Annotated in this window: 9 protein-coding genes and 1 pseudogene; 5 read left to right on the top strand and 5 right to left on the bottom strand. The window is 62.1% G+C overall.

The window, feature by feature from the left end; all coding sequences use genetic code 11:
* Nucleotides 1-6 precede the first annotated feature (6 nt).
* A complete protein-coding gene (locus JTY93_RS13905; protein ID WP_205477054.1) occupies nucleotides 7-222 on the bottom strand; it encodes a DUF2970 domain-containing protein in 216 nt (71 codons plus the stop codon).
* 133 nt (nucleotides 223-355) lie between these two features.
* On the opposite strand from JTY93_RS13905, the gene JTY93_RS13900 reads away from it, so the two are divergent.
* From JTY93_RS13900 to JTY93_RS13890, 3 genes are all read left to right on the top strand, one after another.
* Nucleotides 356-1,522, top strand: coding sequence for a dermonecrotic toxin domain-containing protein (locus tag JTY93_RS13900; protein WP_205518868.1), 1,167 nt, complete (start codon nucleotides 356-358; stop codon nucleotides 1,520-1,522).
* A 158-nt stretch (nucleotides 1,523-1,680) separates the two neighbouring features.
* Entirely contained in the window at nucleotides 1,681-2,313 is a 633-nt protein-coding gene (locus JTY93_RS13895; RefSeq protein ID WP_205518867.1) for a DUF6543 domain-containing protein, read from the top strand.
* On the top strand, nucleotides 2,255-7,465 hold the full coding sequence (locus tag JTY93_RS13890) for an NEL-type E3 ubiquitin ligase domain-containing protein (protein WP_205518866.1): 5,211 nt from the start codon (nucleotides 2,255-2,257) through the stop codon (nucleotides 7,463-7,465). The genes JTY93_RS13895 and JTY93_RS13890 overlap by 59 nt, the downstream gene beginning before the upstream one ends.
* Before the next feature lie 268 nt (nucleotides 7,466-7,733).
* Here JTY93_RS13890 and metH read toward each other — a convergent pair whose 3' ends face one another.
* Nucleotides 7,734-11,444, bottom strand: a complete 3,711-nt coding sequence (metH, locus tag JTY93_RS13885; RefSeq protein WP_205477052.1) for a methionine synthase — start codon at nucleotides 11,442-11,444, stop codon at nucleotides 7,734-7,736.
* A 165-nt stretch (nucleotides 11,445-11,609) separates the two neighbouring features.
* Here metH and JTY93_RS13880 point away from each other — a divergent pair, with 165 nt between their 5' ends.
* The gene (locus tag JTY93_RS13880; RefSeq protein WP_205477051.1) at nucleotides 11,610-13,901 is read left to right on the top strand and encodes a fatty acid cis/trans isomerase; all 2,292 of its coding nucleotides are present in this window, start codon (nucleotides 11,610-11,612) and stop codon (nucleotides 13,899-13,901) included.
* An 86-nt stretch (nucleotides 13,902-13,987) separates the two neighbouring features.
* Nucleotides 13,988-14,572, top strand: a complete 585-nt coding sequence (gene nfuA / locus JTY93_RS13875; protein ID WP_205518865.1) for a Fe-S biogenesis protein NfuA — start codon at nucleotides 13,988-13,990, stop codon at nucleotides 14,570-14,572.
* 330 nt (nucleotides 14,573-14,902) lie between these two features.
* Here nfuA and cobM read toward each other — a convergent pair whose 3' ends face one another.
* The 3 genes and pseudogenes from cobM to JTY93_RS13860 all read right to left on the bottom strand — a co-directional run bounded on the left by cobM (nucleotide 14,903) and on the right by JTY93_RS13860 (nucleotide 16,835).
* The gene (cobM, locus tag JTY93_RS13870; protein ID WP_205477050.1) at nucleotides 14,903-15,649 is read right to left on the bottom strand and encodes a precorrin-4 C(11)-methyltransferase; all 747 of its coding nucleotides are present in this window, start codon (nucleotides 15,647-15,649) and stop codon (nucleotides 14,903-14,905) included.
* 82 nt (nucleotides 15,650-15,731) lie between these two features.
* Nucleotides 15,732-16,137 (bottom strand): annotated as a pseudogene (locus JTY93_RS13865) (cobalamin biosynthesis protein).
* Nucleotides 16,134-16,835: a CbtA family protein gene (locus JTY93_RS13860; RefSeq protein ID WP_205477048.1), complete on the bottom strand. Its 702-nt coding sequence runs from the start codon at nucleotides 16,833-16,835 to the stop codon at nucleotides 16,134-16,136. The pseudogene JTY93_RS13865 and the gene JTY93_RS13860 overlap by 4 nt, the downstream one beginning before the upstream one ends.
* Between the last annotated feature and the right edge of the window lie 6 nt (nucleotides 16,836-16,841).

The following is a 16,841-nucleotide window of genomic DNA, read 5'->3' as shown; positions in this document are numbered from 1 at the left end:
CCGCGCCTAGACCCCAGCCAGATGCACCACCAGCTTGACGATGGCAAACAGGGTCAATGCAAACACCCCGGTAAATACAATCCCCAGCACCACAAAATGGCTGGGCTTGCCATGGGTAAAGTCCCGGGCGCGGTTTTTCCCGCTCTGTACGCCGAACGCGGCGGCCATCACGCTATGCAGCATCTGCCAGAAGGTCGGCGGTTTGTTGTCGGGGGCATTCATAAGTCCTCCTGTGGGGTTGGGGCACGTGGGCGGCTCCAAAGAGAATAGTCAACCCCTGGGGGAATGTGCAGACGTAGTTACCGCCGCGGTGCTCAGCCGGCGTGGTGTGCTGTGGCTTTTCCTGGAGCCCACCATGACCGACTCTCCTGCATTGCCCCCCACGCCCAGTATCCACGGGCGGCTATTGAAAACCCGCACGCCACAATGGCTGATCGACGCCACTTCCCAGCGCCGCGAGGCGCTCAAGCTCAGCGATGCTTTTGTGCCGCCAGCCTATCGGCTCGCGACCTCCGAGCAACGCCAGCAAGTGCGTGACTGCGTGGTCGCCAGCTTCACCGCGCAGACTGCCTTGGACAAGACGATGTCCGCCTTGCAGGACATAGAGACCTTCGCCCGGCCCTTACTGGTCAATGCCCTCCAAGACCAGTTCGGCGTGACCCTGGCCCCGAGGATCGAGACCTGGCTGAGCCTGCGAAAGTCACTGCAAGTGACTCACCTCAACCTCGACACGCTGACCTACGATTTTCTGAAACTGGAGCTGCTGCAAGCGGCGCTGCATAACTTTGAGGAGGCCGAGTGCGAGCAAGGGGCGTTTCACACGTCGTCGGGTTTCAAGTGGCAAGTACCGACTCGTGGCGTATCCCCCCAGAACTCATTGGTGTCTTTGCGCATGCGAGGCCTTGAAGTCCACCAGTTCATAAAAATGTGCCGCACCCTGGACATCGGAGGCCAGTACCAGCGCCATATCACCGAGTTCTTTTATCCCCGCGATACCGTCGCTCAGACCACCTTGCGCGAGCAGTTCATTGCCGGCCAAAAGACAGCGATGAGGGCGGCCGCCGAGCTGGCGCTGCTGGGCAAGGATATAACCCGCGACGACTACAACATGCTGCTGTCGGTAATCGATGGCGAGCGCTCACCGCGCATCGGCGGGCAACCGGTGTGGATCTGCGACCTGGGCCTGATGAAGCTGCGCATGACCGGCTGTGTGCTGTTTCTGGCTTTCGATGATGCCGATGTTCATTCCCCCATCCTGTACATCCCCCCACGATCCCTATACCCCCCTCAAGCGCTATGCCTCGCACGCCCAAATGCGCGAGACCCTCAAGCAGCGCCTGGCTACGCCGGGCTCGGCATCAACCCGCGTAAGCCGCCCGACGGATTACCAGCGCTTCTTCAGTCAGTTTGTCGACGCTGCCGATCACCCTCACTATTTCAGCGAGTTCACCCAGGATGCAGACGATGCCACGTTGCTCGAGAAGATCGGCTCCAACTTCGCCGGCCTGGGGCAGACGTATGAACTCATCAGCCAACTGACACCCTTTACCGTGAGCAATCTGCCGCCCATGCCGCTGGCGCCACAGGTGCCCAATCCCCAGCCCTACCTGGCGCCCTTGGCGCTGGCGTTCAAAGACCAGACGTTTGGCAGCGACAAGATCGATCTGTGGACCTACCTGTATGAACAGCATCGGCAAAAAAAGCATTGCCGATGCGGCCAGGTATGCGGTGCCCACGGCCGATGTCGATGCCAGGGTGCGCAAACAGAAACTGGCGATGCTGCTGAATGTGGGGCTGTTCGGCCTGAGCGCGGTCGCGGGGTTCGTGCCGGTGCTGGGGGAAGTGATGATGGCGGTGATGGTCGAGCAACTCTTGAGTGAGGTGATCGAGGCCGCGCAGGAGTGGACTGAAGGCGATCGCAAGGCCGCCAAGGCTCATATCATCGATCTGGCGCAAAACCTCGCCTTGATCGGGCTGACGGCGGCGGGGGGCAAAGTCCTGAGCCGGCTCAAACCTGAACCGGTGATCGAAGGCTTGGTGCCGGTACAACTGCCCAACGCACAGGTGCGCTTGTGGAAACCTGACCTGAGTCCCTACCGGCAGGCTGACAGTCTGGTTGCCGGCAGCACGCCCAATGCCTTGGGGCAATACACGGTCGGCACCCGGCATTACGTGCGTATCGATAACGGCGTTTACGAAAAGGTCTTCGACCCGCAACTCAAGAAATGGCGCATCCAGCACCCCCCACGACCCCATGGCTTATCAGCCGGTCCTGGAGCACAACGGGGCGGGCGCCTGGCGCCATCGTCATGAGTCGCCTTTGGCATGGGATCGCCTGACCCTGCTGCGGCGCCTGGGGCACATCACCGACAGCTTCGCCGATGAGACCTTGAGGGGCATTGGCGAGGTGAGCGGCGTTGACGACGACCTGCTGCGCAAGGTTCACATGGACGGTTTGCCGGTGCCTGCGGTGCTGGCCGATACCCTGGAGCAGTTCCAGGTCGATCAGCAGGTTGAAGCGCTGATTGACCGGCTACGTCGTGGTGCCGGGCTGGACAGTCACGATACCTACGCCGTGCCCTTGGCGGTCGAAATGCCCGGTTGGCCACAGGGGCGGGTCCTGGAAGTGTTTGAGCAGGCTGCTGTGAGTTCTCCTGTGATCGAGGAGCGACAGGCTCTCTCAGATCTGGGCGAACCCCAGGCGCGTCAGTTGCTCGGCACGCCGGATCGTCGACAATTGCATGGCGTGCCGCTGAGCGATGAGTGGGGAAGCGCAACCGTCAGGGTGCCGCAGCCCGAGGGGCATTCGGTGCGCTATGGCAGCCTGGGAGGCGCAGACGATGGCCGGCCCACCTTGAAAATCACCCGTGCCGAACTGCTGCAAGGCAAGCTGGCCCAGGTGGTATTGGCCGGCCTGGACGAGCAGGAAACGGCCGGCCTGCTGGGCAGCACGGAAAGTGCCGGCGCGGGGACGAGGGCACAGCAGTTCAATGAGCGCCTGGCCGAGCATGCCCTGCAACGACAGCAGGCCTTGTTCGACGCGCTGTTGCATGCCAAGGGCCCGCACAGGCCTGATACAGGGCTGTTAGCGCGGCGGTTTCCCACGCTGTCCGGCCGGGGCCTTAAGGAGGTGTTGGAACGCGCCAGCCCCGAGGAACTGACAAACCTGCATCACCACGCCCGCCTGAGTAGCCGCCTGGGTCACCTGGCCCGTATCGGTGTGCAACAAGGCCGCGTGAACCGCGCGATCAGTGGGCTGCATCGCGAAAGGCTCGCCAGCCCTGACAGTGATCGCCTGGCCTTGCATGGCCTGGAACGCCTGCCGGGTTGGCCGCAAGGTCTGCGGCTTGAGCTGCGCCTGAACAGTCATCGTGGCCCCCTGGTGGACAGCATCGGCGATGCAGACGCCGCAGTGCGCCGCTACCTGGTCAAGCACGATGATCGCTTCCAGGCCTTTGATGCTGCAGGCAACGTGCTCGATAGCGGATCCGCGCCGGGGCGCAACTTCTTCCAATCGATCCTCGCGGCGTTACCCGATGACACCCGTCAGGCCTTGGCGCTGACGGGGCAGGGCGCGGACCTGCAGCAGATGCTGGCGACCTATGCCAGGCGCCATCGACAGGTGGTCGCCGAGCAGATCCTGAAGCTGCGCGCCCCCAGGTCGCGGCCCTCGATACGCCTGCAGAGCGGGCGCCTGGGCTATGCGTTGTCCGGCCGCGGTCAGTTGCTGGGCATGGATGAGCATTTGGTCGCCCAGGCCCGTAATGCCTACCCCAATATCGCTGATGATGAGGTCCAGGAGTTTATCGAGGCCCGCCGACTCGACGGCGACAGCGAGCAGAAAATCGCCTTGCTGTTTGCCAACCGCCAGCGCGAGCTGACGGCCTTGCGTGCGACGCTTGAGCCGTGGGCGGGGGACGATGCCTCGCGCCTGAGCGCGGTGAATGATGTCATTGACTGTTGGCGCCAAGGCTTTGATCGGAACCGCGCTCCCCACGCCACACTGAATCTGCGCGCAGAAGAGGTGCTGCCTGAGTGGGACGCGGATTTTTCCCATGTGCAAACCCTGAACCTGTCGGGGGCCAGATTACTGGCCCAGGAGCCCACGCAGTTACTCAAGCCGTTTGCTCATGTGCAGCAGTTGGAGCTATACGTGAGCCCCAGCCAGCTGGGGGCTGTGACCCAACGCCTGGCGGACGTTTCAGGCCTGACGGCGGTCTCGATCACCGGCCCGGCGCTGACCTACACCCCGCAAGTGCTGCAGCCACTTGAGCGCATGACCGGGCTCAAGCAACTGTCCCTGACCGGCAGCCTGACCGTCCTGGACCTCAGCGGTCTGACGTCATTACGCCGCTTGAGCATATCCGGCACGCTGTCCACCTGGCCTGAAGGGCTCTTGGCACTCGAACACCTGGAATTTGTGGATTTCAGCGGGACGCCGCTACGCAACGTGCCGAGCGAGATGTTTGTCGGGCACCAACGCTTGTGGCGCGGCTTGCACATGAATTGGGCGGAATACGACGCCCATGATTTTATGCGGGTGTATGACTACCTGCACGACAACCCGGCCCATCTGGTGGATGAGCAGCGCCTGGTGCAGAGCTATTGCGAGGGCGCCTTGGCCCATTTGAAAGGTGGCGACCGGGGCTTTGTCGATCAGGTCCTCGGCGGTTTCAAGACCCAGGGCCTGACCGCGCGTCAACGGTTGGATCGGGTCAATACGGTGCGCGAGGAATACGCTCAACTGGTCGAGGTGCTGGAGCAATGGTCGGATCACGAGTCCAGTGTCGGCAGGGTGGAGGTGGAACGCCAGGTGGCCACTGAAAAGCTCCTGGATTGCTGGCGCCACGGCCTGTCGTCGCGCCTGGTCGCCGACGCCGAGTTGCCTGCCACGGCCACGCACCTCGACCTGTCAGGCGCCAGTCTGGTCGATTTGCCACGGTTGCCGGCCACAGCTTTCAGCCATGTCCGCAGCTTGGACCTGAGTGATATCGGCGTCTCGTTGGAAGGCATCAATGGCTGGATCGGCCAGTTCGCCCAGCTCGACACATTGAGCCTGGCCCGAAACAACCTGATCGAGCTGCCGTCGGCGCTGGCGCAGACCCCGTCCCTGCGCCACTTGGACCTTTCCCATAACTGGCTGGTGGTCAGCCCGGCGATACAGGCACAGTTAAGCCAACTGACGGAGCTGGTGTCGCTGCGCTTGCCGTACAACCCGATCCGCAGCCTGGATGTCAGTGCACTGCGTGGCCTGCGAACCCTGGATCTGAGCCACAGTGCGCTCGATGAGTGGCCGCAAGGGGTGTTGGAGTTGCCGTCCTTGCAACGCCTGGATCTGAGCCACAGCGCCGTGACAGGCATCCCCGAGGCGGCATTGAGCGGGCATGACTGGTTGCTGCTCAATACCCACCTGCGAGGTTGTCGCCTCGACATGGCGACACGCGCCCAAGCACGACTATTTGCGCGCCGTTACCCGACAACCACCCTGCAAGCGCCTTTGGGCATTCCCCGAGAGCTCCTTGCCCAAGGCCTGACGGGGGGCAAGCCCGAATATTTTCCCGAAGATGCCTTGCGCCGTCCTGAGCTGCTGGTTGCGCTGCCCACGGTATCCGCTGCCCAGACGCCGTTGCCGCCAATCGCCCGCTTGCAACGCCTGGTCCCGGCCCTGGATGACTTGCAGGCGGCGGCTCGCATCGACGAGCTGGGCGAACATGGCCTGGATGCGCAGCAGATCCACGCCCGCCTGGATGAATGGGAAGCGCAATACGCGCAATGGGTGCCGCTGCTCAACGACTGGATGGATGTTCACGGCTACCTGGACGGCAGCTGGGTCAGTGCCCTGGATCGCCGCCGGGCGGCCGATCGTCTGTTGGAGAGTTGGCGTCACACCCTGCGCGCCATACCGCTTGCACCTGGCCTGGACGGCACACAGGTGCTGGACTTTTCCGAGCTTTCGCTGGGGGATCTGCCCAGGCTGCCCAATTATTTTGCCCATGTCACCGAACTGAACCTGAGCCGTACCCGGCTCACCGCCCAAGGCTCGAATGAGTTTCTGCGGGCCTTTACCCATGTGCGTACATTAACCCTCAGCCACAACGGTTTGAGCGCCATACCCGATGCCCTCGCTGAGTTTCGGGCATTGCGGCGCCTGGATATGGCGAGCAATGAACTGCAGACGGCTGCACAACTGTCGGCCCTGCGCGAACTGGAATGGCTGGATCTGAGCGGGAACCTGTTGACCGAGGTGGAGCTAGGTGGTCTGGCCCGGCTGGACACGCTGTATCTGCAGCACAACCTGTTGGACGATTGGCCAATGGCGGTCCTGGAAATGCCACGCCTGCGCACTCTGGACTTGCAAGACAACTGGATCGAGACCCTGCCGGCAGCGGCACTCGAACCCCAGCATCGACAACTGCTGGCGGGGACCGATCTGTCACGCAACCGCCTTGAGCAACCGGCCTGCGAGCGCCTGCAGGTCTATCTGGCCCAGACCGGCAACGGCCTGGGTTTTTCCGCCGAGCAGCTCGACGTCATGATCCGCGGCTACCGGGAGCGCGATGAGTTGGCGGCTTTCGACTCTCCGGATTACTCCCTCAATCATCCTGACATCGAAACGCCCCAGGAGCAGAAGGCGCGCTGGTTTGCCGGTGTCGCACCGTATTCGTCAAAACACCGCCTGTGGAATCAACTGTTCGCCCAGGAAGGCAGCACGGATTTTTTCTTCATGCTCTCGCAGTTGCGCAATACCGAGGACTTTCTTGAGGCGCCGGCGGACCTGACGCAGCGGGTGTGGACGCTGCTGGAGGCGATGGATAAAAAGCCGTCCTTGCGCCGCGATCTGTTTGCCCGGGCCACGGCGTTGATGCCCGAGGTGACGTGTGGAGATGGCCGAATCCTGATGTTCAACGAGCTTGAAACCCGGGTTCTGGAGTTCCAAGCACTGAACCTCGCCGAACAGGGGCAGGACGGCGCCAGGCTGTTGAAATTTGCCCGCAGCATGCTACGTCTGGAGGCCGTGGAGGAGATTGCCCAGACCACTATCGACAACCGTCCGGACATTGACCCAGCGGAGATTCGCCTGGCCTTGCGCATTGGACTTGCGCAGCGCCTGGACCTGCCCCGGCAACCTTTTGGCATGTTGTATGGCGAGCTGTCGGAAGTGACCCCAGCCGACCTGGAAAGCGCTTCTGCCACGGTGCTGGAGCGTGAGCGCACCCCGGCGTTCGAGGAAAAACTGGTGGGGCTGGAGTACTGGCTCAATTATCTGAAACACAAGTACGCCGCTGACTTTTCGGCGTTGGCCCATGAAGTGGAGCAAAAGGCCGAAGCCTTGGAGGAACGCTATCCCGACAGCGGATCGGACTACTTGCGCGATTATGCCGAGTTGGGGGCTTGGAGCGAGGAGCACCGCAAAGCCTTGGCGATTCGCCTGACCCGGCAGGAGCGCCAGGCGTTGAATCTCTGAGCGGCCATTCCTGTGGTGAGGGGGCTTCTGTTGTGGTGAGGGGACTTCTGTGGCGAGGGGGCTTGTCCCCCGTTGGGCTGCGCAGCAGCCCCAATGAGATCACCGAGGTGTGTCAGGTCAACCGAGGGTGCAGGTTTTGGGGCTGCTGCGCAGCCCAACGGGGGACAAGCCCCCTCGCCACAGAAGCCCCACTCTCACAGGAAGCTCCATTCTGAAAGCAAGCCCCCATTCCCACAGGGTGAATACTGCCGGTCCTTGCAGCAGTTTCTCAGTTGTCGTATCCCAGGTTCGGTGCCAGCCAGCGTTCGGTCACGGCCAGGTCCTGCGCCTTGCGCGCGGTGTAGCTGGTCACCTGATCCTTGTCGATCTTGCCCACGGCAAAGTACTGCGCCTGCGGGTGGGCGAAGTACCAGCCGCTGACCGCTGCCGCCGGGAACATCGCGTAGTGCTCGGTGAGGAACACCCCGCTACGACCAGCGTGCATTTCGCGGGCCTCGGGGTCCAGGAGCTGGAACAATTGGGCCTTCTCGGTGTGATCCGGGCACGCCGGGTAGCCCGGAGCAGGGCGGATGCCGCTGTATTGCTCTTTGATCAGCGCCTCGTTGTCCAGCTCTTCATCCTTGGCGTAGCCCCAGTAGTCTTTACGCACCTGTTGGTGCAGCCACTCGGCACAGGCCTCGGCCAGGCGGTCGGCCAGGGCCTTGACCATGATCGAGTTGTAGTCGTCGCCCGCATCCTGGTAAGCCTTGGCCACTTCCTCGGCGCCGATGCCGGCGGTGGTGATAAACCCACCGATATAGTCGGTCACGCCGCTGTCCTTGGGCGCAACAAAGTCGGCCAGGGAGAAGTTCGGCTTGCCATCGGTCTTGATGATCTGCTGGCGCAGGTGATGCAGCTTGGCAAGCGGCTGGCCGTCGTCGCCGTAGACCTCCAAGTCGTCGTCCTGCACCTGGTTGGTCGGCCAGAAACCGAACACGGCGCGAGCACTGATGAGTTTTTCGTCGATCAACTTCTTGAGCATTTCCTGGGCGTCGGCGTACAGCGCGGTGGCGGCTTCACCCACTACTTCATCGGTAAGGATGCGCGGGAACTTGCCGGCCAGGTCCCAGGAGATAAAGAACGGCGTCCAGTCGATGTACTCGGCCAGGACCTTGAGGTCGATATTGTCCAGCACCTTGGCCCCGGTAAAGGTCGGCACTACCGGGGTGTAGGTGCTCCAGTCGAACTGTGGCTTCTTGGCGATGGCCGCCGCGTAGCTCAGGCGCTCGGTGCGGGCGCTGCGGTTGGACGTGCGCTCACGCACGTCGATGTATTCCAGGCGGGTCTTCTCGACAAACCCGGCCTTGAGTTCCTTGGACAGCAACTGAGTCGCCACGCCCACTGCGCGGGAGGCATCGGTGACGTAGATCACTGCGTCGTTGCTGTACTTGGGCTCGATCTTCACCGCCGTGTGCGCCTTGGAGGTGGTGGCGCCACCGATCATCAAGGGCAGGTGGAAATTCTGGCGCTGCATCTCGCGGGCCACGTGCACCATTTCATCCAGGGACGGCGTGATCAGCCCGGACAGGCCGATGATGTCGCACTTCTGTTCCTTGGCCACTTGCAGAATTTTCTCGGCCGGGACCATCACGCCCAGGTCGACAATGTCGTAGCCGTTGCAACCCAGAACCACGCCGACAATGTTCTTGCCGATGTCGTGCACGTCGCCCTTGACCGTGGCCATGAGGATCTTGCCCTTGGCTTCCGGCTTGTCGCCCTTTTCCAGTTCGATAAATGGAATCAAGTGGGCCACGGCCTGCTTCATCACCCGCGCGGATTTCACCACCTGGGGCAGGAACATTTTGCCGGCGCCGAACAGGTCGCCGACGATGTTCATGCCGGACATCAGCGGGCCTTCGATCACCTCGATCGGGCGTGCGAAGGACAGCCGCGATTCTTCGGTATCTTCAACGATATGGGTGGTGATGCCCTTGACCAGCGCGTGTTCCAGGCGCTTGTTGACGTCCCAGCCACGCCACTCCTCGGTCTCGGCTTCCTTGACGCTGCCATCGCCCTTGTACTTGTCGGCGATGGCGAGGAGGGCGTCGGTGCCTTCCGGGGTGCGGTTGAGCACCACGTCTTCGACGGCGTCACGCAGTTCGGCGGGAATCTGGTCGTAGATTTCCAACTGGCCGGCGTTGACGATGCCCATGGTCAAGCCGTTGCGGATCGCATACAGCAGGAACACCGAGTGGATCGCCTCGCGCACCGGGTTGTTGCCCCGGAACGAGAACGACACGTTGGACACGCCGCCGGAGGTCAGTGCGTACGGCAGCTCATCGCGGATGTAGGCGCAAGCGTTGATAAAGTCCACGGCATAGTTGTTGTGCTCTTCGATGCCGGTCGCCACGGCGAAGATGTTCGGGTCGAAGATGATGTCTTGCGGCGGGAAGCCCACTTCATTGACCAGAATGTCGTAGGAGCGCTTGCAGATCTCTTTTTTGCGCGCCTCGGTGTCGGCCTGGCCGGCTTCGTCGAACGCCATCACCACCACCGCCGCGCCGTAGCGCTTGCACAGTTTGGCGTGATGGATGAACTGCTCGACGCCTTCCTTCATGCTGATGGAGTTGACGATGCCCTTGCCCTGGATGCACTTGAGGCCGGCCTCGATCACTTCCCACTTGGAGGAGTCGATCATGATCGGTACCCGGGAGATATCCGGCTCGCCGGCAATCAGATTGAGGAAGGTCACCATGGCCTTCTTCGAATCGAGCATGCCCTCGTCCATGTTGATATCGATCACCTGGGCGCCGGCTTCCACCTGTTGCAGGGCGACTTCCAGGGCTTCGGTGTAGTTGTCTTCGCGAATCAGCCGGGCGAACTTGGCCGAGCCGGTAATGTTGGTACGCTCGCCGACGTTGACGAACAACGACTGGCGATCGATGGTGAACGGTTCCAGGCCCGACAGGCGGCAGGCCTTGGGGATGTCCGGGATCGGGCGCGGCGCATAGCCGGCCACGGCCTTGGCGATGGCCTCGATATGCCCAGGCGTGGTGCCGCAGCAGCCGCCGACGATATTGAGGAAACCGCTCTGGGCAAACTCTTCGATGACCTTGGCGGTTTGCGAGGGCAGTTCGTCGTACTCGCCGAATTCGTTGGGCAGGCCGGCGTTGGGGTGGGCAGACACGTAGGTGTCGGCCTTGTTCGACAGCTCTTCAAGGTACGGCCGCAACTCACTGGCGCCCAGGGCGCAGTTCAAACCCACGGAAATCGGCTTGGCGTGGGCGATGGAGTTCCAGAACGCCTCGGTGGTCTGGCCCGACAGGGTGCGCCCGGACGCGTCGGTGATGGTGCCGGAAATCATGATCGGCAGCTCGACGCCAAGCTCTTCATACACGCCCTGCACGGCGAAGATCGCCGCCTTGGCGTTGAGGGTGTCGAAGATGGTTTCGATGAGGATCATGTCCGCACCGCCTTCGATCAGGCCTTTGGTGGCCTCGGTGTAGTTCTCCACCAGTTCATCGAAGGTCACGTTGCGGTAGCCGGGGTTGTTCACGTCGGGCGACAGCGAGCAGGTGCGGCTGGTCGGGCCGAGCACGCCGGCGACAAAGCGCGGCTTGTCCGGGGTTTCCAGGGTCTTGGCGTCGGCGACCTTACGCGCCAGGCGCGCGCCTTCCAGGTTCAGCTCATAGGCCAGCGCCTCCATGCCGTAGTCGGCCTGGGACACCTGGGTGGCGTTGAAGGTGTTGGTTTCGAGGATATCGGCGCCGGCATCCAGGTACGCCTTCTCGATCCCGCCGATCACGTCCGGGCGAGTCAGGATCAGCAGGTCGTTGTTGCCCTTGACGTCGCTCGGCCAGTCGGCGAAGCGTTTGCCACGGTAGTCCTCTTCCTCCAGCTTGTAGCTCTGGATCATCGTGCCCATACCGCCATCGAGGATCAGGATGCGTTCCTTGAGGGCTTGCTGGAGGGCTTGCAGGCGAGTGCTACGATCGGACATGGGACTACTCTAATCAGGCATTACGGAGGGCGTGGATCATAGCAAACCTGTGCGCTTTTAGAGCATGCCAGGGTTTTGCATGAATATCGCTCATGTTGATGGGGTGCCGACATCGGTAGAATCGCAGCAATTTTTCAGCGCACGCATTGAATCGGGACCGGATACATGTCACTTCGCCTCATTACCAGCGCCGCCTTGGCGCTGGTCGCCTGTATCGCACAGGCCAACGGACCCGCCCCGGCGATTTCCTATACCCGCGACATTCAACCGATCTTCACCGAGAAATGCGTGGCTTGCCATGCCTGCTATGACTCTGCCTGCCAGCTCAACCTGGGCAGTGGCGAAGGCGCGGCACGCGGCGCAAGCAAAGCGCCGGTGTATGACGGCGAGCGCAGCCAGGCGGCGCAGCCGACCCGGTTGTTTTATGACGCCTTTGGCAAGGCCGCCTGGCAACGCCAGGGCTTTGCCTCGGTACTGGATGCCCAGGGCACCCAGGCTGCGATGATGGCGCGCATGCTGGAGCTGGGCCATAACACCCCCTTGGCACCCAATGCCAAGTTGCCCGATGACATTGTGCTGGGCCTGAACCGCCAGAACATGTGCCCGCTGCCGGGGGAGTTCGACGCCTACGCAGGCGCGCACCCCAAGGAAGGCATGCCCCTGGCCGTCACTGGGCTGACCGACCAGCAATACCAGACCCTGCAACGCTGGCTCGCGTCCGGCGCGCCGATTGATGAGCAAGGCCTGGCGCCCAATGCCCAGGAAGCCTTGCAGGTGCAGCAATGGGAAAACCTGCTGAACCAGCCCGGTGCCCGCGAAAGCCTGGTGGCGCGCTGGTTGTTCGAGCATTTGTTCCTTGCCCATATCTATTTCGAAGGCGGTGAGCCGGGGCATTACTTCCAATGGGTGCGCTCGCGTACGCCCAGCGGCCAGCCGATCGACCTGATCAACACCCGTCGCCCCAATGACGACCCGGGCACCCAGGTGTACTACCGCCTGTGGCCGGTACAAGGGGTGATCGTGCACAAGACCCACATTACCTACCCGTTCAGCGCGGCGAAGATGGCGCGGATCAAGTCGCTGTTCTATAGCGGCGACTGGCAGGTCACGGCGCTGCCGGGCTACGGCCCTGGCCGCCGGGCCAACCCGTTCGAAACCTTCGAGGCGATCCCGGCCAAGGCGCGTTACCAGTTCATGCTCGATAACGCTGAATACTTCGTACGTACCTTTATCCGCGGGCCAGTGTGCCGTGGGCAGATCGCCACGGACGTGATCCGCGACAACTTCTGGACCCTGTTCCAGGACCCGGACCACGACCTGTACATCACCGATGCGCGTTATCGCGGCCAGGCTACGCCGTTGCTGGCGATGCCGGGGCAGAACGATGATGTCGGCAGTGTGTTGAGCCTGTGGCTGGCCTATCGCGACAAGCGCAATGAATACGAGGCCCTGCGTCGCGATAACTACGCGCACTTGCCGGCGCCAGGTTGGTCCACCCTGTGGGCCGGTAACGACAATGCGTTGCTGAGCATTTTCCGCCATTTCGACAGCGCCTCGGTGACCAAGGGCCTGATTGGCGAGGTGCCGCAGACGATGTGGCTGTTCGATTTCCCGTTGCTTGAGCGCACCTATTACCAGTTGGCGGTCAATTTCGACGTGTTCGGCAATGTCTCGCACCAGGCCCAGACCCGCCTGTACTTTGACCTGATCCGCAATGGCGCCGAGCAGAACTTCCTGCGCCTGATGCCTGCAGACTCGCGGGATGGGTTCCTCGATGACTGGTACCAGAACAGCGGTAAGGTCAAGTTGTGGCTGGACTATGAAGCTATCGACAACGACAAGCCAACCGGCCTGAGGCTGGATGAGAAGGACCCCAAGCGCGACTTTGCCAACCAATTGCTCGCCCGTTATGGCGGTTTGAATGCCAGCCCCGACCCGATCAACCGCTGTATCAGCGCCTACTGCTCGCGCCCCGGTATCGATCCGCAACTGCGCGATGCCGAGCAGAGCCTCAGTCGCCTGGTTTCCAGACCGGCGGCCGGGTTGAAGGTGATCGAGCAACTGCCGGAAGCCACCTTGCTGCGTATCCAGACCCGCAGCGGCCAGCGCGAGGTCTACAGCCTGCTGCGCAACCGTGCCCACAGCAACGTGGCGTTCATGCTGGGCGAGGCCTATCGCTATCAGCCGGGCCTGGATACCTTGACGATCTACCCAGGTGTGCTCAGCAGCTACCCCAACTTCATCTTCAACGTGCCGGCCGAGGATGTACCAGAGTTCGTCGAAGACATGGAGTTGGCCAGGGATACCAAGCGCTTTGAGCGGATTGTCGAGCGCTGGGGCATTCGCCGCAGTCACCCGCAGTTCTGGGAGTACTTCCACGACATGTCGCAATACCTGCACGAAACCACGCCGGCGGAAGAGGGTGTGCTGGATATGAACCGCTACGAGAACCTGTAGATGTGGATTTGCCTGACAAAAATACTAGGACTTTGTGCCGTCGCGGCGATTGGCGTAAACTGCCGCCAAGCCTGTGAGGAGTTCCCATGACTGCCATAACCATTACCGACGCCGCCCACGATTATCTGGCCGATCTGCTATCTAAGCAGAACACCCCGGGCATCGGCATCCGCGTCTTCATTACCCAGCCTGGCACCCAGTACGCAGAGACGTGCATTGCCTACTGCAAGCCGGGGGAAGAGAAGCCTGAAGACACCGCCCTGGGGCTCAAGAGCTTCACCGCGTATATCGATGCCTTCAGCGAAGCCTTCCCTGACGACGCCGTGGTCGACTACGCCACGGACCGCATGGGGGGCCAACTGACCATCAAGGCGCCTAACGCCAAGGTGCCGAACGTCAATGCCGACAGCCCGGTCAACGAGCGCATCAATTACTACCTGCAAACCGAGATCAATCCGGGCCTGGCCAGCCATGGCGGGCAGGTCAGCCTGATCGACGTGGTGGATGACGGTATCGCCGTCCTCAAGTTCGGTGGCGGCTGCCAGGGCTGCGGCCAGGCTGACGTGACCTTGCGTGAAGGTATCGAGCGTACACTGCTGGAGCGGATTCCCGAGCTCAAGGGCGTACGTGACGTGACCGACCATACGCAGAAAGAAAACGCCTACTACTAAGGCGTTCGCTGCAAACAAAAACGGCGCCCGTGAGCGCCGTTTTTTATTGATTTAAATTAATGAGTTGCACGAGCTATCTAACAAAGAGAATCAACTGTGGGAGCTGGCTTGCCTGCGATGACGGTGCGCCAGGCGACTTATCTATCGACTGTTTCACCGCTATCGCAGCATCGGTATCTACACAACTTTGCCGCAACACCTAAATCCAGGCAGATAGCGCAGTTGTGGCAAGCCCGCTCGCCACGGAGGAGTTCGTCAGTTTCTGAAAGTTGTGTAGATACCTATGGCTATCGCAGGCAAGCCAGCTCCCACACAGTGTCTTGCGCGGTGTCAGGGCCGGTAGAGGTGGGCGTGGCCTGCACGATACAATGAGGATTCGCTAAAGCTGTCACTGGCCAACACCCGTCCCACCACAATCAGCGCGGTGCGCCTGAAACCCTTCGCCGCGACTTTTTCGACAATATCCGCCAAGGTGCCAATCGCCCAATCCTGATCCGGCCAAGTCGCCCGGTGCACCACGGCTATTGGGCAGTCTGCACCGTAATGGGGTAACAGTTCGCTGACGATCTTCTGCAGATGATTGACCCCCAAGTGCACCGCCATGGTCGTGCCATGGCTGGCCAGGCTGTCGAAGGCTTCACCCGCCGGCATCGTGGTTTTATCGGCATAGCGGGTCAGGATCACGCTTTGGGCGATATCCGGCAGGGTCAACTCGGTCTCCAGCAAGGCTGCACAAGCGGCCACCGCCGTGACGCCTGGAATGATCTGGAAGGCAATCCCCAACTCGCGCAAACGGCGGATTTGCTCGCCAATGGCCCCATACAGGCTCGGGTCGCCTGAATGTACCCGCGCCACGTCCTGGCCTTTTTCATGGGCGTCCTTGATCAGGTCAATGATCTGCTCCAGGTGCAATTCGGCGCTGTTGACCACTTTTTCAGCCTGATGGCCTTCGAGCACAGCGGCGGGTACCAGGGAGCCGGCATAGATAATCACCGGGCAACTGCGGATCAGCCGCTGGCCCTTGACGGTAATCAGTTCCGGATCGCCGGGGCCGGCGCCGATGAAGTAGACGGTCATGGGGACATTCCTGTGAAAAAGCGGGTGAGGCGGGCTGTAGATGAAGACCGCTCATGATCAGGGTGGGGGGATTATCGGGAATTCATCCGGCACACGCCAATGCAAAGGTGGCTTGCGGGCTCTTTTTGGCGCGGGATCAGCAGCCGGGCGGGGCGCTGGGCCAGGCGTTCGGCCAGCGCCAGGGCGGCGCTTTCGGCGATGCCGTAGCAGCCGGTGTGGGCAAAGGCGACAGCGGACCGGTGACTCAGTTGCGCCGCGTGGCTCGCCAGGTGCTCGGCACTGAAAAACTGTAGCGGTAAACCCAGGTCGGCTGCCAGCGCCAGTAATCCGGGCTCATTCTGCTTGCGGTCGATACTGGCCAGCGCGGTGATTTGGCGAGGGTTGATGCCCGCGCCAGCCAAGGCCGCATTGAACAGCGCCGATAACGCCTCGACGCTGCAACCGCTCTGGCAACCCAGGCCGACCACCAGGGTCGGCGTAGTGTTCATGCCGAGTACTGATCGTCGCGATTACGCCGGAACCACCAGGCGCTGATCAGGCCCAGGGCCAGCCAGAACGCGACGTTGGTCAACTGCGACGCGATCTTGAACTGCGCTTCCAGGGCTTCTGGGGCGAGCATCGAGTGCACTTGCGGTTGTGGTGCGCCGATCACATGGGGCACGGCCAGGATCGCGATGCCAAGGATCTTCAGCAGCCAGTTGCGGCCAAACACGATCAGCGCAATGCCGGCGGCGGTGGAGGCTGCGGTGCCGATCCACCAGACCTGCCGTTGCGCCAGGTCCGCCGCAGCGGTGCCGGGCAGTTCCGGGGGCAGGCCAAGGGTCGGCGCCAAGACAAAGGTCGCATAGCCGGCCAGGCCCCAGAGCAAGCCCTGGGCGGTGCGGGTCGGGGCACGCAGGGTGTAGAGGCCGGCGAGCATCAGCGCAAAACCTACGGCGACCACCAGGTTAGCGCCGGTGTTAGACAGCACGCGCTGCCAGCCATCTTCCGGCTCCCAGGCTTGGGCGTCGTGGCTGTGGGCCGCAGCGCCAGGCGCATGCTCATGCGCCTGGGTCGCGACCGGGGCGTTTTCGAAGGTTTCCGCCTGCAGAATCAGCGGCGCCACCCAGAAACTTTGCAGCAGGGTCAGTAACAGGGCGGCCAGCAGGCCGCTGAAACCTGCGGTTTGCGCAATTCGCTTGATCATGGCAGC

The sequence above is a fragment of the Pseudomonas hygromyciniae genome (assembly GCF_016925675.1).
GTDB lineage: Bacteria > Pseudomonadota > Gammaproteobacteria > Pseudomonadales > Pseudomonadaceae > Aquipseudomonas > Aquipseudomonas hygromyciniae.
The sequence above is the reverse complement of the archived record's forward strand: the minus strand, read 5'-3'. Positions and strand labels throughout refer to the sequence as shown.